The sequence below is a fragment of the Streptomyces viridosporus T7A genome (assembly GCF_008704515.1).
GTDB lineage: Bacteria > Actinomycetota > Actinomycetes > Streptomycetales > Streptomycetaceae > Streptomyces > Streptomyces viridosporus.
This window is the reverse complement of sequence record NZ_CP023700.1, coordinates 2997196-3014948: the sequence shown is the minus strand read 5'-3', so window position 1 is coordinate 3014948 and position 17753 is coordinate 2997196. Positions and strand designations below refer to the sequence as shown.

General features: G+C 72.5%; 13 protein-coding genes. 11 read left to right on the top strand and 2 right to left on the bottom strand.

The genetic code is table 11. The features are described 5' to 3' along the window. Positions 1 to 159: 159 nt before the first annotated feature. Positions 160 to 2235 (top strand): hypothetical protein, encoded by a 2076-nt coding sequence (locus CP969_RS14035; RefSeq protein WP_016826301.1) that lies wholly within the window; start codon positions 160 to 162, stop codon positions 2233 to 2235. Positions 2236 to 2469: 234 nt separating this feature from the next. Then, positions 2470 to 3696 carry a glycosyltransferase family 2 protein gene (locus CP969_RS14030; protein WP_016826302.1) on the top strand — a complete coding sequence of 409 codons (1227 nt, stop codon included), beginning with the start codon at positions 2470 to 2472 and terminating at the stop codon, positions 3694 to 3696. Here the strand turns inward: CP969_RS14030 and CP969_RS14025 are convergent. Next, the gene (locus CP969_RS14025; RefSeq protein ID WP_016826303.1) at positions 3665 to 5671 is read right to left on the bottom strand and encodes a hypothetical protein; all 2007 of its coding nucleotides are present in this window, start codon (positions 5669 to 5671) and stop codon (positions 3665 to 3667) included. The genes CP969_RS14030 and CP969_RS14025 overlap by 32 nt on opposite strands. 630 nt (positions 5672 to 6301) lie before the next feature. On the opposite strand from CP969_RS14025, the gene CP969_RS14020 reads away from it, so the two are divergent. The 6 genes from CP969_RS14020 to CP969_RS13995 all read left to right on the top strand — a co-directional run bounded on the left by CP969_RS14020 (position 6302) and on the right by CP969_RS13995 (position 13564). Next, positions 6302 to 7471, top strand: a complete 1170-nt coding sequence (locus CP969_RS14020) for a phospholipase D-like domain-containing protein (RefSeq protein WP_004988198.1) — start codon at positions 6302 to 6304, stop codon at positions 7469 to 7471. Between the two features lie 1147 nt (positions 7472 to 8618). Further along, positions 8619 to 9746: a glutamate 5-kinase gene (gene proB, locus CP969_RS14015; RefSeq protein WP_078495416.1), complete on the top strand. Its 1128-nt coding sequence runs from the start codon at positions 8619 to 8621 to the stop codon at positions 9744 to 9746. 132 nt (positions 9747 to 9878) lie between these two features. Next, a complete protein-coding gene (locus CP969_RS14010; protein WP_004988202.1) occupies positions 9879 to 10346 on the top strand; it encodes a hypothetical protein in 468 nt (155 codons plus the stop codon). Between the two features lie 103 nt (positions 10347 to 10449). Beyond that, the gene (locus tag CP969_RS14005) at positions 10450 to 11736 is read left to right on the top strand and encodes a glutamate-5-semialdehyde dehydrogenase (protein WP_004988205.1); all 1287 of its coding nucleotides are present in this window, start codon (positions 10450 to 10452) and stop codon (positions 11734 to 11736) included. Positions 11737 to 11850: 114 nt separating this feature from the next. Continuing rightward, entirely contained in the window at positions 11851 to 12405 is a 555-nt protein-coding gene (locus tag CP969_RS14000; RefSeq protein ID WP_449205553.1) for an SCO2584 family spore wall biosynthesis protein, read from the top strand. Between the two features lie 88 nt (positions 12406 to 12493). After that, complete coding sequence (locus tag CP969_RS13995) at positions 12494 to 13564, top strand: SCO2583 family membrane protein (RefSeq protein ID WP_016826309.1); 1071 nt, start codon at positions 12494 to 12496, stop codon at positions 13562 to 13564. An 18-nt stretch (positions 13565 to 13582) separates the two neighbouring features. On the opposite strand, the gene CP969_RS13990 is transcribed toward CP969_RS13995, so the two are convergent. Further along, the gene (locus CP969_RS13990; RefSeq protein ID WP_004988214.1) at positions 13583 to 14698 is read right to left on the bottom strand and encodes a M48 family metallopeptidase; all 1116 of its coding nucleotides are present in this window, start codon (positions 14696 to 14698) and stop codon (positions 13583 to 13585) included. Positions 14699 to 14981: 283 nt separating this feature from the next. Between CP969_RS13990 and CP969_RS33230 the strand changes: the two genes are divergently transcribed. The 3 genes from CP969_RS33230 to CP969_RS13980 all read left to right on the top strand — a co-directional run bounded on the left by CP969_RS33230 (position 14982) and on the right by CP969_RS13980 (position 17737). Continuing rightward, a complete protein-coding gene (locus CP969_RS33230) occupies positions 14982 to 15146 on the top strand; it encodes a hypothetical protein (protein WP_004988218.1) in 165 nt (54 codons plus the stop codon). Between the two features lie 79 nt (positions 15147 to 15225). Then, entirely contained in the window at positions 15226 to 15939 is a 714-nt protein-coding gene (gene nadD / locus CP969_RS13985) for a nicotinate-nucleotide adenylyltransferase (RefSeq protein ID WP_016826311.1), read from the top strand. Positions 15940 to 15955: 16 nt separating this feature from the next. Continuing rightward, positions 15956 to 17737 carry an LCP family protein gene (locus CP969_RS13980; RefSeq protein WP_016826312.1) on the top strand — a complete coding sequence of 594 codons (1782 nt, stop codon included), beginning with the start codon at positions 15956 to 15958 and terminating at the stop codon, positions 17735 to 17737. Positions 17738 to 17753: the final 16 nt, after the last annotated feature.

Below are 17753 nucleotides of genomic sequence, written 5' to 3'. Positions count from 1 at the left end.
TAATTCAGGCCTCTGCGGTCGCTCGTTAACGAAGTTCGTGCAACGGGTTCTCGCGGGGGCCTGAGTCCGTAACCGATGAAATACTCGCAGGCACAAACCGGCACTCCCCCTCCCAGAGCAGGTTTCTCCGTGATATCCACCGCTATTCGCGTCGCCAGGGTGGGCAGCGCGGCCGAACTGGCCGCGGCGGTCCTCATGATGCTGGGCTTTCCCTGCCTCATGCTGGCCGCGCTCGTCCCGAGCATCCCCGCCTTCGCGGCCGCGGCCGCCGTGACGTACCTGGCGGACCACTATCTGCACCGCAAGGGCAGCTACCTGGTCAGCCGCCTCAGCAAGGTGCGGGCGGGCCTGTCGATCCGTTTCCTGATCCGGCAGCTGCTGCTGATCCTGCTGCTGGCCCGCCTCTCCCTCGCGGACAACCTGATCTACTACGGGGCGATCGCCTGCTTCATCGCCTTCTACGGCCTCCAGGCCCCGCACGGCGCGCTGACCACCCTGATCCGCAACCGCCGCCGCATGCCGGTCGCCACCCGCAACGTCGACCTGGCCTCCCGCATCCGCATCCCGGACGCCCCGCCGCGCCTGCTGCTGGACCGCCCCGCGGAGAAGATGCTCCACCTCGACCTCGCGGCGGTCACCGGCATACTCGCCGGCGCGGCCCTGGAGTCGGCCGCCGTCGGCTACACCGGCATCGGCGTCACGCTGGCCCTGAGCATCCTGTACGTCCTCGCCCTGGTGCCCTACGTGCGCGGCGGGAAGACCCCGCCGAAGGCCGAGAAGGTGCTGGCCGCCGTCGACGACTGGCTGCGCGAGTACCGCCCGGAGACCGTGCTGTACTTCTCCGGCTCCAAGGACTCCGCCTACCAGGTCAACATGTGGCTGGAGACCATGGAGCAGCTGGACACCCGTCCGCTGATCATCCTGCGCGAGCGGGTCATCCTGCAGAACCTGGCGCCCACCACGGTCCCCGTCGTCTGCGTGCCCGGAGGGGTGCACCTGATGAACATGGACCTGTCCACGGTGCGGGTCGCGCTGTACGCGGCCAACGTCGGCAAGAACATCCACCTGCTGCGCGTGCCCACCATGCGGCACGTCTTCATCGGCCACGGCGACAGCGACAAGCTCGCCAGCGTCAACCCGTTCAGCAAGGTCTACGACGAGGTGTGGACCGCCGGCCGCGCGGGCCGCGACCGCTACGCCATAGCCGACGTGGGGGTCCGCGACGAGGACATCGTCGAGGTGGGCCGCCCGCAGCTGGCCCCCATCCGGACCTGGCAGGGCGTGCCGGGCGACCGCATGCCGACGATTCTGTACGCCCCCACCTGGGAGGGCTGGGACGACAACCCCGGCAACACCTCGATCCTGCTGGCCGGCGAGAACATCGTGAAGAGGCTGGTCGAGGCCGACCCGGCGGTGCGCGTCCTGTACAAGCCGCACCCCTTCACCGGCACCCGCAGCCCGCAGGCCAAGGCCGCCCACCAGCGGATCACCGCGCTGATCGAGGCCGCCGCCGCGGAGCGCGCCGCCGACGCGCGCTTCACCGCCGACACCGCCGCCCGCACGCAGGCCGGGGCGGAGCTGGCCCGGATCGAGGCCCGGCTGGCCGAGCTGACCGGCGGCACCGAGAGGGGCGACGAGGCCGAGGCCACCCGCGACGGGCTGGTGGACGTGGCCCGGCACGAGGAGATCGCCCGGCTGCGCGCCGAGTGGAACACCGCGTACTGGCGCTCCTTCCCCGACTGGGAGCACCGGGTCATCACGGGCGCCGAGCCGCGCCTGTACGACTGCTTCAACGTCTCCGACGCGATGGTCTCCGACATCTCCAGCGTGGTGTCCGACTTCATCGCCAGCGGCAAGCCGTACGCGGTCACGGACTCCGCCGGGCTGGGCGTGGAGGAGTTCAAGCGGCAGAACACGGCGGTGCGCGCCGCGGTGATCCTGTCCAACGACGCGGCCGAACTGGACGCGCTGCTCGAGGCGGTCCGCGTCCCGGACGCCGACCCGCTGGCGGAGGACCGCAGGGAGCTCAAGCGCTACCTGCTGGGCCCCGACGAGCCGAAGTCGATCGACCAGTTCAACACCGCGGTCGCGCAGCTCGCGCTGAAGGCCGAGACGCGCAACCTCGGCCAGGAGTCCCGGATCACGGTCGGCGGTCCGGACGTGGAACTGGCGGACGCGCTGCCCGGCCAGCGCGCGTCGGCGCCCGGCGACACGGACGGCGCCCCCACGGGCTGACCGCTCCGCACCACCCGACAGGGCCCGGCCCCCGAGGACTCGCTCCCCGGGGGCCGGGCCCTGTCGCGTCCCCGGCTTCACACGCCCGGCTTCGCGTCCCGAGCGGGCGCGGCCGTGCTCTGTGACGTGGAGCACTGAAGCGGCGGGGTGAGGCAACCCCCTTCCTCGAACACCCGTCTAGCAAGTAGTGAATGAGGCGGTACGGGGGGAAATGTTACGGAACGAGGGGGAGACATGACCGTGACGCAGCCCGATGTCACCGTGGTCGTCGGGGCGTACGAAGCGATGCCGTACCTGGTCGAGTGCCTCGCCTCCGTGGAGGCACAGACCATCGACCCGGGGCGCATCGAGGTCATCGCGGTCGACGACGGTTCGACCGATGGCACGGGGGAGTACCTGGAGGAGTTCGCGGACCGTGCGCCCATGCCGGTCACGGTGATCCGGCAGGAGAACTCGGGCGGCCCCAGCGGCCCGCGCAACGTGGGTCTGGGCAAGGCCGCCGGGCGCTACGTCTTCTTCCTGGATGCCGACGACCGGCTGGGCCCCGAGGCCCTGGAGCGGATGGTCGCCATGGCCGACCGCGCCGGCACCGATGTCGTCCTGGGCCGGGTCGAGGGCGTCAACCGCGGTGCGCCGAAGTCCATGTGGGGCAGGACGCTGGAGCGCACCGACGTCTTCTCCTCGAACATCAAGTTCACGCTCAGTGCGCAGAAGCTGTTCCGCCGCTCCTTACTGGACCGGCACGGCATGCGGTTCGACGAGTCCCTGTTCACCGGTGAGGACGCGCTGTTCACCATGGAGGCGTACCTGCGGGCGGACGGCGTCTCCGTGGTCGCCGACCACACCTGCTACTACCTGGTGGGCCGCGACGACGGCAAGCACGTGACCAGGAGCGGCGGTTACGCCCTGCGCTTCGACTCCGCCCGCGCCCTGATGCGCCTGATCGCCGACCTCGTCCCCGAGGGCCCCCGGCGCGACCGGCTCATGGTGCGGCCCTTCACCGTCACGCTGCTGCCGCAGTTCGGCCCCCGGTTCCTCAAGGACGGCGACGACGTCCGGCGGCACAAGCTGGAGCTGGCACAGCCGCTGATGGCCGCCCACTGGACCGAGGGCGTGGCCGGGCTGCTGAAGGTCGAGGAGCGGCTGCGGCTGCACCTGGTGGCCGAGCGGCGGCCCGAGCTCCTCGGGGACGTCCTGGAGTTCGTCCGGGCGAAGCAGCAGGCGCCGGCCCTGCTGGAGAAGCGGGGCCGGCGCGTCTACCTCGGCTACCCGCACTTCCGTGACCGCGCGGCGGGCATCCCTGACTCCGTCTACCTGGCCTCCCCCCACGAGGCCCGTGCGGTCCCCGGCTACCGCGAGGGCGGCACCGGGTCCCTGCTGCGGCGCGCGGCCCGCAGGGCCCGGCGGGCGCTGGCCTCCTCCGGCGGGGTCACACCGGGCGGGACGGCTGCGGCGGCGTGAGGGCGGTGGAGGCCTCCCGGCGCGGAGAGGGCACCGCGGCCAGCCGGCGCGTCATGCGCGCCCTGTGCTCCTCGGCGGCCGCGCACAGGGCGTCCACAGCCGCGCCGAAGCGCTCCTGGGACGAGGGCTCGGCGGGGCCCAGCAGCCGCAGCTTCAGCTCCGCCCGCGCCTCGGCCAACGCGTCCTTCTCCGGGTGCCGGACCGACTCCAGCAGCGCCGGCACCCCGGCCGCGTCCGGGGTGAGCACGGTCGCCGCCACCACGGTCGGGAACGTCGTGCGGAACTCCTCCTCGGACAGCCCGCTGGTGTTCGCCACGGCGTACGGCTTGCCGCTCGCCAGGAAGTCGCTGACCACGCTGGACACATCGCTGATCAGCAGGTCGGAGATGTCGAAGCAGGCGTACAGCGCGGGCCGGGCGTCCGTGACGATCTGGTGCTCCCCCTCGGGCAGGGAGGCCCAGTACGCCTCCTCCCAGGCCGCGGTCGCCCGCGCCACGGCCTGGGCCCGGCCGGGCTCGGGGGCGGACTGCACCAGCATGCGCTCGACCTGGTCGGCGCTCTCCCGGAAGCCGGCCTCGGTGAGCCGGTCCAGTTCGGCGGTGAGCCGGGCCAGTTCCGCCGAGGGCGCCGGACGCGGCCCGGACCGCTCCCGGTTCGCCTCCTGGACCAGCTCGCGGATGCGCCGGTCGGCGGCGCCCGCCCGCGGGTCCACCGAGCCGGTCAGCGGGTGCGGCTTGTACAGCAGCCGCACCCCCGGGTCCGCGAGCAGCGCCCGCACGAGGTTCTCGCCGGCCTCGATCACCGAGGTGTTGCCCGGGTTGCCGTCCCAGCCCTCCCAGGTCGGCGCGTACAGCACGGTGGTGTACGCACCGGTCGGCGGCCCCGCGTACGGGCGCACGGCGTCCAGCTGCGGGCGGCCGATCTCCACCACGTCCTTGTCCTCGACCCCGACCTCGGCCAGCGCGTAGCGCTCGCGCGCCGCGGGACCGGCCACCCACACCTCGTCGTACGCCTTCGCGTACGGGTTGCAGGAGGACAGCTTGTCGCTCTCGCCGTGGTTGACGAAGGCGTGCTTGATCGTGGGGATGCGCAGCACCTGGGAGGTCTTGCCGGAGTTCGACGGGTGGATGAGGACCTCGAGCGTGGAGTGCTCCAGGCGCATCAGCGTGGCCACCTTCGGCAGGCACACGATCGGGACGTCGGTCGGCGCGATCCTCGACACCATGAACCGCTCGCGCAGGATGATCACCGGCCGGCCGCCGAGCTTGGCCAGCGGCTCCAGCCACATGTTGGCCTGGTAGGCGGAGGAGGCGCCGCCGGAGAAGTACAGGCCGACCGTGGGGCGGTAGTCGGCGAGCCATGCGTCGAACCACTCGAGCACCTCCTGCTCGCCCGCCGGACGCCGGCCGGGCAGCAGCCGCAGCGCCAGCACGACCAGGCCCGTCAGCGAGAGCAGCAGCGACAGCGCGACACCGGCCGCCGCCCACCGGGTCTCGTCGGTGACCGAGGCCACCGCGAGGCCGGCCGTGGCGGGCAGGCCGAACACCAGCAGGCGGTGGCCGGGGCGGCGCAGCAGGCCGGCCGGGGCGGGGGACAGCCGCAGGGCCGAGGCGTCGATGTTCCGGGTCACCACGGGCAGCGTCCGGGTGCGGTGCACCAGCACGGACACCGCCTGGATGGCGCTGTGCAGGGCGTAGAAGGCGAGCAGACCGGCGACGAGCGGCGCGAGCCCGGGCTCCCCGTCCTCCTCGCCGAGCCGCAGCAGGCCCACCACCAGCAGCAGGTCGCGCACCACGTGGCGGACGGTGACATCGGCGTGCGCCTTGGCGAAGAGCGACAGCAGACCGGGCTGCCGGCGGTGCAGCACGGCCTCGACGGCCAGGGACACGGCGGTCGCGGCGAGCAGCAGCGGCGCCAGCGGCAGGAGGGCCGCGGCGGCCTGTGCCGCGAAGGCGCCGACCAGGACGGCGGTCACCAGAACCCTGGTGACGGCGGCGTGGCCGGACAGGCGGGACGGGAGACGGTGTGGACGCGTTCTCGCCGCGAACCGCCTACGGGACAAGGGCAGGGGCACTGCGGTCACTCCAGGATCGTCGCGGGACAGGCGCCCAAGTTAACGCGTGTCGACCTCAGGACGACACACGAGTGTCCCTGACGTGTGGAATGACCACAGGATGCTAGTGGTTCCGCGGGGCCCGCAAGCCCCGCCCGGCGGGCTCCGGAGCGCCCTTCCCGCAGCGTCCGAGCGGGGCCGCGGCGGGTCCGGTCGGTACGGTGCGCCCTGCCCCGGTGCGGCCGTGGCCTCGGTCGCGGTGCTCACCGTACCCCCGCTCGACGAGGCGCAGCGGCACCGCTGTCGCGAAGTGACGCCGGGGAGGAGCCGGTTGGACGGCCGGACGGGTTCCCACTCGATTCCCCGGCGGTGTCCGTGAGCGGGCATTCACGGCGACCGGGTCGCGCCGGCTGGGGAGGCGGGTACCGGTTCACCGCTCGCCGAGTCGGCGCGTGCGGACGGAAGTACCCACGCCTGATGCCGCGTCACCCGCGGGTAACGGGCACTGTGGAAACGACCTTGTCGAGCGTGTACATGCCATAGCATGCCTCGGTGACGACGAAAAACTCCACCCGCGGATTGCGCGGGTTCACATGCGCATTGCTGCTCGTCGTGTCAATGGTGGCGGCGGTGGTGTCGGCGCCTTCCGCGACGGCTCTGGACGGGACCTGTTCGGAATCCGGAAACTATGAGGTCTGCTTCACTTACGGGGCCGGTGTCGAGGACCGTCTGATAGCGGCGAAAATCAAGGCAAAGATCGACGCGACGGCGAACGCGGCGGCTGCCGGCGAGACCGGCAGCTACATCCGCGTCGCGCTCTACAACTGGGGCACCGACGGGGGCGGCACCGCCCTGGCGGATTCACTGGTGCGCGCTGCCGAGAGCGGCGTGAGCGTACGGATCGTGGTGGGCCCGTCGGCCGCCTCGATCACCGACAAGTTCCGGAACGCCGGGATCGATCTGGTGTACTGCCCGAAATCCTGCATGGACGCGGACCGCGGTGCGATGCACAACAAGTTCTTCGTGATCAAGAAGGGTGACACGAAGCTGGTCCTGCAGAGCTCCAGCAATCTGAGCCAGTGGCAGGCCAGGCACGCACAGAATCTTCTGATCAGCCGGAACGACGACCTGTTGTTCTCCGCGTACGTGAATTACTGGCGCCGCCTCCACGCGGGTGGTTGGACGTACGGCGGCGATGAGTGGGACACCAACGCCGAGAGGACGATCGACGGCAGCAACGAACTGTCGAAGGCGTACTTCTTTCCCCAGCCCGGAATCAACCGTGTGGCCGACGTCCTCGGCAACGTCAGCGCGTGCGCGGAGGGCAACGACCGGATCTGGCTGGAGTCCAGCCTGATGGAGGACGAAGCCTACGCGAGGGAGATCATCGCCGAGCTGAACCGACTCGTGGGCATCGGCTGCGACGTCAAGGTGATCGTCCAGGAGCAGTCCGGTTCCGACATCCTGCGGAAGTACGGCGTGGCCGCGTCCGACATCAGTTGTGACGGGTGGAGCCACAACAAGCTGCTCCTGATCGACGCCAAGTACGCGGGCGAGTGGCGCAAGGCCGTGTTCGTGGGCTCCTACAACCTCACCGACAACTCGGCCCACCGGGCCAACGACGTGATGCTGCGCGTCATCGACGGGTGGGTCACCAACCGCTACATCGAGCAGTTCCGGGTTCTGTGGACCAACCCCCACGCCTGCGACCAGGGCACCTGACGGGTTCTGAGGATCCCGTCCGTCCCGCGCGGGCGGGGCGGCGGTGGAGAGGCGCTCCTCCTCCATGTACCCGCCGATCCTGGTGGGGTTTTCTCCCCGCAGGGTGCGCAGCATCCTCTCCACCGGAACAACTCGGTTCATGTCGAGGACCGACATCGCCGGAATGCTGCGTCGTTGCGGAGTCGTAGGTCCCAGTGGATCTCCCCGTACCGCATACTCACAGGAGCAAGCAGTCGAAACTCGACCTGGCTCATTGCTGCCCCTCCGGTGAACCATCCGAGTATCCGGACTTTGCCGCGGTAACTCCCCGTGTCGCGCTTGCATTGTGCTACGGGGTCATTTCGTGGCAGCTCGTCAATTCCTCTGATCCGGCCGGATGCGGAGTTGCGGCGGGCCGGCCCGGTCGAGTCGCGCGGCGGCAAGCGACGTGCGGGGGGCACCGCGGGGGCGGCGCGGGCGACGACGACCTGCCGGTCCGTCACATCACTTGGACGGGGGGGGCGGCTGATGGAGGGCTGTCCGTGACGATCCGGAACCACCCCCCTGTTCTGCTTGGTCGGCGCAGTGCCGGAGATGTCGGCACACCACGGCCCCGTTCAGCGGCCGTTCAGCAGCCGCGTCAAGGGTGTTCACGCGTACCGGATCGAACGGGTGGCCGGTGGGTGAGGCGTGTGCTCGCCACCGCTCGTGTTCTGTCTCCCTCTCGCGAACAGAAGGACGAACCTTGAGAGCCCGTACCTGCGTGACCGTGGCCGCCATCGTCGGCGCGAGCCTTTTCGGTGTGGGCGCGCCGTCCGCGACGGCGGAGGAGGGGCTCACGGCAAGCGCTACCAGGTCGGCGTGACCTCCGGCGTCACCTACCGGCTGAGCGACAACGTCTGTGTCGGTCCGATGCGGTCCGCCACCGTTCCCACCAGCCTCGACTGGATCAAGGGCGTCACCGGTCTCCAGCCCCGACGGCCCCGGCCCCGCGTGACGGCGGACGGCGGGCCCCGCCTCCCTCCCCGCGTGCGCCGCCGGCCCCGGTCGCACGGCCGGACCGGACGCACGGCGCCGTCTGCAGTGTGGACCGGCGACGCGCGACGCGCCCCGCTTCGCGTAGATTGCTGGACGGGGCGACCGATCGACGCGAGGGACGGACGGCAAGGTGTCAGGCGCAAGGCAGGCCGTGGGCGAGGCCCGCAGGATCGTCGTCAAGGTCGGGTCCTCGTCGCTGACCACCGCGGCGGGCGGTCTGGACGCCGACCGCGTGGACGCCCTCGTCGACGTGCTGGCGAAGGTGCGCAGCGGCGGGGAGCGGGAGCTCGTCCTCGTCTCCTCCGGTGCCATCGCCGCCGGCCTCGCCCCGCTGGGCCTGCGCCGCCGCCCCAGGGACCTCGCCCGCCAGCAGGCCGCCGCCAGCGTCGGCCAGGGCCTGCTGGTCGCCCGCTACACCGCCTCCTTCGCCCGCTACGGCGTCCGGGTCGGCCAGGTGCTGCTGACGTCCGACGACATGAGCCGCCGCGCCCACCACCGCAACGCCTCCCGCACCCTCGACAAGCTGCTGGCGATGGGCGCCTTCCCGATCGTCAACGAGAACGACACCGTCGCCACCGACGAGATCCGCTTCGGCGACAACGACCGCCTCGCCGCCCTCGTCGCCCATCTGGTCCACGCCGACCTGCTGGTGCTGCTCTCCGACGTCGACGGCGTGTACGACGGCGACCCGGCCCGGCCCGGCACCTCGCGGATAGCCGAGGTGCACGGCCCCGAGGACCTCGCCCACGTCGAGATCGGCAGCGTCGGCCGGGCCGGCGTCGGCACGGGCGGCATGGTCACCAAGGTCGAGGCCGCCCGGATCGCCGCCGCCGCCGGCATCCCGGTGGTGCTGACCAGCGCGGTCCACGCGGCCGACGCCCTGGCCGGCGGTGACACCGGCACCTACTTCCACCCCACCGGCCGCCGCTTCGCCGACCGGTTGCTGTGGCTCCAGCACGCGTCCACCCCGCAGGGCTCGCTCACCCTGGACGACGGGGCGGTGCGCGCGGTCGTGCAACGCCGCAAGTCGCTGCTGCCGGCCGGCATCGCCGGCGTCGAGGGCGAGTTCAGCGCGGGCGACCCGGTCGAACTGCGGGACGGCGAGGGGCGGGCGGTGGCGCGCGGACTGGTCAACTTCGACGCCAAGGAGATCCCCCTCCTGATCGGCCGCTCGACCCGGGAACTCGCCCGGGACCTCGGACCGGAGTACGAACGCGAGGTCGTACACAGGGACGATCTGGTGGTCCTGCATCCGTAATGTGCTGAATCCTCCGCCCCCGGTGGTGGACGTTCCGCAAAACCGCCCCACGAGCCCCGGCGGCCTGCTCAACTTTGTCCCAGGGACACATCCGCCCGGCACCCCGGCCGGTCCGCGCGTGAAGGAGGCGTCGTGAGACGAGTGCGCCCTGGGACGACGGCGTCTCGCGACGGTGCGGGCTCCCGCGCCCCCGGCGCCGGGCGCGCCCTGGCCGGCGTCGCGCCCGGGGACCGCTTCCCGGGCGGCGAGCCGCGCGAGCTCCCGCGCCTGTGGCACGTCACCCTCAGCGTCTCCGGTGAACCGGCCCCGGTCGCCGAGGTCCGGCGGGCCCTGGAGCAGCTCGCCCACGACCACCCCTTCCTGCTGACCAGCCGGTACGCCGACGACCACGCGGAGATCCGCTACTGGGAGGAGGCCCGCGACCTGCACGACGCGGCCGCCGTGGCGCTGCGCCTGTGGGGCGAGCACCGGCGGACCGCGGGGCTGCCGCCCTGGGAGATCGTCGGCCTGGAGGTCATCGACCGGGCCACCTACCGCCAGCGCATCGCCGCGGGGTACGGACCGGCCCCGGCGACACCCGTCGGGGTGCATCCGTTCTGACCGCGGGGCGTGGGCCGAACGCGGGTCGCGGGGTCCTCGACCGTATGTCTCGGGGTTCGGGACGACCGCCGCCGACGCCCGTCGCCCGCACTACCCTTCCCCTATGACCATGCTCTCCCCGTACGACTCGATGTCCCCGGTCCACCAGGCCGCCTACCGGGCCAAGGGCGCCGCCGCCACCCTCGCGCCGCTGCCGCGTGCCGCGAAGGACGACGCGCTGCTCGCCATCGCGGACGCGCTGGAGGTCCGGGCGAGCGAGATCGTCGAGGCCAACGCCCAGGACGTGGCCAAGGCGCGCGAGGCCGGCACCAGCGACGGCATGGTCGACCGGCTCACGCTCACCCCGGAGCGGGTGCGCGCCATCGCCTCCGACGTGCGGGACGTGGCCGCGCTGCCCGACCCGGTCGGCGAGGTCGTCCGCGGCTCCACGCTGCCCAACGGCATCGACCTGCGCCAGGTCCGGGTGCCGCTCGGTGTCGTCGGGATCATCTACGAGGGCCGGCCGAACGTGACGGTCGACGCCGCCGCCCTGTGCCTGAAGTCCGGCAACGCGGTGCTGCTGCGCGGCTCGTCCTCCGCCTACCGGTCGAACACCGCGCTGGTGCGCGTGCTGCGCGACGCCGTGCACGGCGCCGGGCTGCCCGCCGACGCGGTGCAGCTGGTGCCCGGCGAGAGCCGGGACAGCGTGCGCGAGCTGATGCGCGCCCGCGGCCTGGTCGACGTGCTCATCCCGCGCGGCGGCGCCTCCCTGATCAACACGGTCGTCCAGGAGTCGGTCGTCCCGGTCATCGAGACCGGCACCGGCAACTGCCACGTCTACGTCGACGCGCAGGCCGACCTCGACACGGCCGTGGAGATCCTGGTCAACTCCAAGGCCCAGCGGGTCGGCGTCTGCAACGCCGCGGAGACCCTGCTGGTCCACCAGGACATCGCCGCCGAGTTCCTGCCGCGCGCCCTGGACGCCCTGGCCGACGCCGGGGTCACGGTGCACGCCGACGAGCGCGTGATGGCCCACGCCAAGGAGTCCCGCGCGACCGTCGTGGAGGCCACGGCGGAGGACTGGGAGACCGAGTACCTCTCGTACGACATCGCCGCCGCCGTCGTCGACTCCCTCGACAAGGCCGTCGAGCACATCCGGCTGTGGACCTCCGGCCACACCGAGGCCATCGTCACCACCTCGCAGGCGGCCGCCCGCCGCTTCACCCAATTGGTGGACTCCACCACGGTCGCGGTGAACGCCTCCACCCGCTTCACCGACGGCGGCCAGTTCGGCTTCGGCGCCGAGATCGGCATCTCCACGCAGAAGCTGCACGCCCGGGGGCCGATGGGCCTGCCCGAGCTGACCAGCACGAAGTACATCGTCACCGGCGACGGCCACGTACGGCGCTGAACCGCGCCCGCGCGGGAGCCGGCGGCGGGGGCGGCGGAGGAGGGGCCGTCCCGGCAGACGGATGAATTTCCATACCGTCTGCCCAAAATGACCCCCCAGGTCTACTCTGGATCCGTGCCGGAGGACGTGGGGGGTACGCCGTTCCCTGACGGCTGGGAGCCCGACGACGACCACGACCGCGGAGCGTCGGACGAAGAGTTCGCCTCCGTGGTCTTCGACGAGGCCTTCGTCCGCGCGGCCGAGGTGCACGAGCCGACCGCCGTGGAACGCCTCCTGGCCGCCGCGCAGGCCAGGGCCGAGGCCGAGGCCCGCCGGACCCGCCCGCACGGCGAGCGGTACGACGACGGATACGGCCGCTACCGGGGCGGCCCCGGCTTCGAGGACCCGGACGACGACCCCGACGCCCCGGAGGACGGCTACGGCTCCCCGGGCCCGTACGGCAGGCAGGTCCGCTGGCACCGCCCCGTCGCCTGGGTACTCGCCCTGGTGATGGGCATCGGCATGGTCGCGCTCGCCTTCTCGGCCGTCTACCGGGGCGCCTCCTCCCACCGCCAGGACCAGGTCCCGTCCCCCGCCTCCACCGGCCTGGAGCAGGGCGGCGGGGCGGCCCCGTCCGCCTCCGCCGACCACTCCCAGCCGGCCGTCCCGGTGATTCCGAGCAGCCCCTGAGACCGGGCGGCCGACCCGGTGGGAAGCCGGCGGAACTTGGCGCGCGGCAGGGCGTTTACCCGCGCCCCCCGGGACCTACCCTGAAGATATGGGAGGGCCTTCGGACCCGCCCGAGGGGGCGCCCGAGGGAGCCCCCGGAGGTGGAGAGGACGAGTACGGGTCCGTCGTCTTCGACGAGTCCTTCATCCGTGCTGCCCGGCTCCAGGAGTACTCCGCCCGGGAGCGCATCACCGACCACGCGCCCGCCGTCCGCCGCCGCCCGCCACTGCGCCACGGCCTGTCCCGGCCGGCGCTGATCCTGTTCCTGCTGATCGTCGTGGCCTTCGGCACCGCGATCTACATGGGCGTACGCCACCCCTACCAGGCGCCCGAGGCCGGGGAGCAGGCCGCTCCCCTGCGGATGACCGTCGTCCCGCTGGCCCCCCGCGACGAGGTGCCCGGCACCAGCGACCCCGAACAGCTCTACGCGAGCAGTCCGGCGGCCGGGTTCCGCGTCGGCGCGGAGGGGGTGACGCTCCCGGCGTCCCGGCGCACCGCGCACTTCTCGGACAGCCAGGTCATGAACGCGCTGACCATCACGAAGGACTACCTCGTGCGGTCCTCCCTGGACCCCGAGGTGCTCACCGGCGGCGAGACGCGCTCCGTGCGGGTGCTGCTCGACCCCGCCCAGCTGGACCAGTTCGACCGGAGCTTCGCCCGGCCCGCCGCCGACGGACGGCACGCGCCCACCGGATGGCTGGTCCGCCTCGACCCCTCCCGCGCGGAGCTGGCCGCCCCCGAGGTCCGGGTCCGGGGCACCATGCGGGCCTCCGAGGCCGACTCCTCCACCCTGGAGGTCGCCACGGACCACACGTTCGCGTACGCGGTGCGGCCGGCCGGCGCGGACCGGGACGCCGAGGCCTCCCTGTTCACGGTCCGGCGCGAGCTGCTCTTCCGCTTCGACCGCGACGACCTGCGCCTGCACCAGGCCCAGGTGGTCCTCTCCGAGGTCCAGGCCGGCCCCCTGTCCTGCGCCGAGGACTCCGCGGCCCGGCTGCGTCCCCTCCTCGCCGGCCGGACGGCCGAGGAGGGCGGCCCCGCCGGCACCGACCCCTACGCCCCGGGCGGCACACCGGCGCTGTGCGGCACCCTGGCGGCGGATGCGCAACCGGAGCTGTGAGACGGCCGCCCCGGCGCCTCAGGCGCCGTCGCGCGGCGGGCCGTCGTCCGCCGGGCCCGGCGCCGTGCCCGGGTCCTTCGGCGGCCGGGGAGCCGAGGAGGTGAAGCCGCCGAAGCCGCGGCGGACCCGGTCGCCCAGGTCTCCGGCGCCGCCCGCGATGTCGCTGACCAGCTTCATCAGTGGATCCTTGGAGTTCCTCACCTCGCCGGCGTAGTTGCTCGCCGACTCCCGCCACGAGTCCCGCACCGAGGCGTCCTTGTCCTCGTCGCGGCGCGGGTAGTGGCCGTCCATGATCCGCTGGTGGTCCCGCGTGGCCGCCCACTTCTTCAGCTCGGCCGCCCGCACGGCGGCGAAGGGGTGGGAACGGGGCAGCACGTTGAGGATCTTCAGCACCGAGTCGCGCAGGTCGCCCCCGGCCTCGTACTCGTCGGCCTGCTCCAGGAACGCGTCCACGTTCATCTCGTGCAGGTGGTTGCCGCCCGCGATCTTCATCAGGCCGCGCATCGAGGCCTGGAGGTCCTGGCCCACCAGCAGCCCCGCGCGGTCCGCGGACAGCTCCGACTTGCGGAACCACTCGCGCAGCGCCGTCACGATCGCCATGATCGCGACATTGCCGAGCGGGATCCAGGCGACCCGGACCGCGAGGGACGTCAGGAACAGCAGGACCGTCCGGTACACCGCGTGCCCGGACAGCGCGTGCCCGACCTCGTGCCCGATGACCGCCCGCATCTCCTCCTCGTCGAGCAGCTCGACCAGTCCCGTGGTGACCACGATGATCGGCTCGTCCATGCCGATGCACATCGCGTTCGGCGTCGGGTCCTGGTTGACGTACATCGGCGGGACCTTCTCCAGGTCCAGGATGTAGCAGGCGTCCCGCAGCATGTCGTTGAGGTGCGCGAACTGCCGGTCCGAGACGCGCACCGAGTCGGACAGGAACAGCAGTCTCAGGCTCCGCTCGGGCAGCAGCCCGCTCAGGGTCTTGAACACCGTGTCGAAGCCGCTCAGCTTGCGCAGCGCCACCAGCGCGGAGCGGTCGGCCGGGTGCTCGTACGCACGCGAGGAGATTCCGGGGAAGCGCCTGCGCTGCCTGCCCGGCACGCTCTCGTGCCCGTTGTGCTGATGGCCGTCGGACATGTTTCCCCCATGTGCGTCTGAGTGGCCCTTGCGGCCCTTGTGCGGCCCTTCGTTCCTCCGGGGCGAGGCCCAGCCTAGGCGCAGAGACCGCGGACGGGCAGTGCGGAAGGGCGCGGCACCGCGTGGCCCGTCGCCGCGCGGCTCCGGGCAGAAGGACGACCGGAGGCACCGGAAAGGTTGCCCGCCGCCCGTAACGGCGGAGTCGGCGTGAGCGGCGCGAACGCGCCCGCTTACGATGAGCTGACGTCTTTATCCCGCCCACACGCGATAGGTCCTGTCGAAGATGAGCTTCCCCAGCGCCGCTGCCCAGTTGGTCACCCTCGCCGCCGAGGGCGGAGAGCACGGCGGCAACCACCAGAGCCTCAACCCCTACTTCGTCGGCGGCTGCGTCCTGTTCGCCCTGCTGCTCCTGCTGTGGATCACCACCCGCTTCAACCGCGACCGCTGAGCCCGTCGCGGAGGGTTCGGGCGGCCGGGACCCATCCGGCGGCCGGAGCCCACGGGCCGGGCCGGTAGGGTCTGCACGCATGGGAGAGCAGGACATGCCTACCGGTCCGGCGAAGGGCACGGCCGAGGAGACGGCGGGCGGCACCGAGCGCCGCCCGGAGCCCCGCCGGACGGCCGGCGACCTCGGCGGGGGCCCGTCGGAGGCGGGCAAGCGCCGCCTCGGCGTCATGGGCGGCACCTTCGACCCGATCCACCACGGGCACCTGGTGGCGGCCAGCGAGGTCGCCGCGCAGTTCCACCTCGACGAGGTGGTCTTCGTCCCCACCGGCCAGCCGTGGCAGAAGAGCCACCGCGCGGTCTCCGCGGCCGAGGACCGGTACCTGATGACGGTCATCGCGACCGCCGAGAACCCGCAGTTCTCCGTGAGCCGCATCGACATCGACCGCGGCGGCCCCACCTACACCGTGGACACCCTGCGCGACCTGCGCGCGCTCAACCCCGACACGGACCTGTTCTTCATCACCGGCGCCGACGCCCTCGCCCAGATCCTCACCTGGCGGGACAGTGAGGAGCTGTTCTCCCTGGCGCACTTCATCGGCGTCACCCGGCCCGGTCACCACCTGTCCGACGCGGGTCTCCCCGAGGGCGGCGTCTCCCTCGTCGAGGTCCCCGCCCTGGCGATCTCCTCGACGGACTGCCGTGCGAGAGTCGCCAAGGGAGAACCCGTCTGGTACCTGGTGCCGGACGGCGTCGTGCGCTACATCGCCAAGCGTGAGTTGTACCGCGGCGAGTGAGCCGAGAGGGGCACCGGTGAACGACCGATACGACGCGGGATACGGGGCCGACGGGGCCGCCCCGTACGAGTTCGTCGGCTACGACGAGTACGGCCACCCCGTCTACCGCCAGGCCACGGACCAGCAGGCCCAGCAGCAGGCGTACGACCCGTACCAGCAGCAGGGGCAGCAGGGACAGCAGGATTACGCCTACGACCCGTACGCCGCGGCCGGGCCGCAGCAGCCCGCGCCGCCGTACGACCCCTACGGGACCGCCCAGCAGCCGCCGGCCCCTTCCTACGGCTCCTACGACTCCTACGGCTCCTACGACTACGACCCCTACGCGAGCGGCACCCACCAGGCCGGCCCGGCGGCAGCCCCCCACGACCCCTACGGGCAGAGCGCGCACGACCCGGCCGGGGACCCGACCGGGCAGGGGCGGACCGCGCCCCCCGACACCGGCCGGCAGCCCCGCGTCGCCGAGCAGACCGCGCACATCCCGCAGCAGGCCGGCCCGGTCGACGACGAGACGGCCCCCGACGGGCCCGCACCGGAGTACCGCACCGAGCAGTTCGCGTTCGTCGAGGAGCCCGACGACGGCTCCGAGGACGTCATCGACTGGCTGAAGTTCACCGAGAACCGCACCGAGCGCCGCGAGGAGGCCCGGCGCCGCGCGCGCAGCCGGATCATCGCCCTGGCCGTGGTCCTCGCCCTGGTCGCCGTCGGCGGCGTCGGCTACCTCTGGTACGCCGGGAAGCTGCCCGGCCTGTCCGGCTCCGGCTCCGGCACGGGCACCGCCACGGCGGCGGGCGCCCAGAAGCGCGACGTGATCGTCGTCCACCTGCACGACACCGAGCGGGGCGGCACCGCGACCGCGCTGCTCGTCGACAACACCACCACCCGGCAGGGCACCACCGTCCTGCTGCCCAACTCCCTCGCCCTCACCGCCGACGACGGCACCACCACGCTCGCCAAGTCCGTCGAGGACGACGGCTCCGAGGGCACCCGGACCGCGCTCGACACCGTCCTCGGCACCAGGATCGAGGGCACCTGGCGGCTGGACACCCCGTTCCTGCTCACCCTCGTCGACCTCGTCGGCAACATCGAGATCGACACCGACACCGACGTGCCCGACCCGGACGCCAAGAAGGGCGAGGCGCCCCTGGTCAAGAAGGGGGAGAAGCAGACCCTCAGCGGCAAGATGGCCGTCGCCTACGCCACCCACCGCGCCCCCGGCGAGTCGCAGAACGCCCAGCTGGAGCGGTTCGGGCAGGTCATGCACGGCGTCCTGCGCAAGATGACCTCCGAGCCGGACGCCGCGACGGTCACCATCCAGACCCTCGGCCAGATCATCGAGCCGCCGCTGACCGACAAGGACCTCGGCACCTTCCTCGCCCGGCTCTCCGACCTCGCCAAGGGCGGCGACCACAAGACCACGCTGCTGCCCGTGCAGGACGACGGCACGCTCACCGCGCAGGCGAGCGACAGCGTGGTGAAGGACGTCCTCGGCGGCACCGCGAAGAGCCCCGACAAGGACGCCGCCGTCAGCGTCTCCGTGCGCAACGCCACCGGGGTGAAGGACCACACCGAGCAGGCCCGCGTGGTCCTCCTCAACGGCGGCTTCACCTTCCTGGAGGCCGGCACCGCCGCCCCGGAGGCCACCTCGAAGGTCGTCTACGCGAACGCCGCCGACAAGGAGAACGCCACCGAGGTCGCCAAGACCCTGGGGCTGCCCACCGGCTCCGTCGGCAAGGGGGAGGTCTCGGCGAACGCCCGCGTCTCGGTCGTCCTCGGCCAGGACTACGAGCCCGGGTCGTAGCCGCGGGGCGGGGGCG

Excerpts from the sequence above, each read along its gene's own strand:
- nadD (WP_016826311.1), top strand. The coding sequence starts at position 15,226 with ATGGGAGAGCAGGACATGCCTACCGGTCCGGCGAAGGGCACGGCCGAG.
- CP969_RS13990 (WP_004988214.1), bottom strand. The coding sequence starts at position 14,698 with ATGTCCGACGGCCATCAGCACAACGGGCACGAGAGCGTGCCGGGCAGG.
- CP969_RS13995 (WP_016826309.1), top strand. The coding sequence starts at position 12,494 with ATGGGAGGGCCTTCGGACCCGCCCGAGGGGGCGCCCGAGGGAGCCCCC.
- CP969_RS14030 (WP_016826302.1), top strand. The coding sequence starts at position 2,470 with ATGACCGTGACGCAGCCCGATGTCACCGTGGTCGTCGGGGCGTACGAA.
- CP969_RS14005 (WP_004988205.1), top strand. The coding sequence starts at position 10,450 with ATGACCATGCTCTCCCCGTACGACTCGATGTCCCCGGTCCACCAGGCC.
- CP969_RS33230 (WP_004988218.1), top strand. The coding sequence starts at position 14,982 with ATGAGCTTCCCCAGCGCCGCTGCCCAGTTGGTCACCCTCGCCGCCGAG.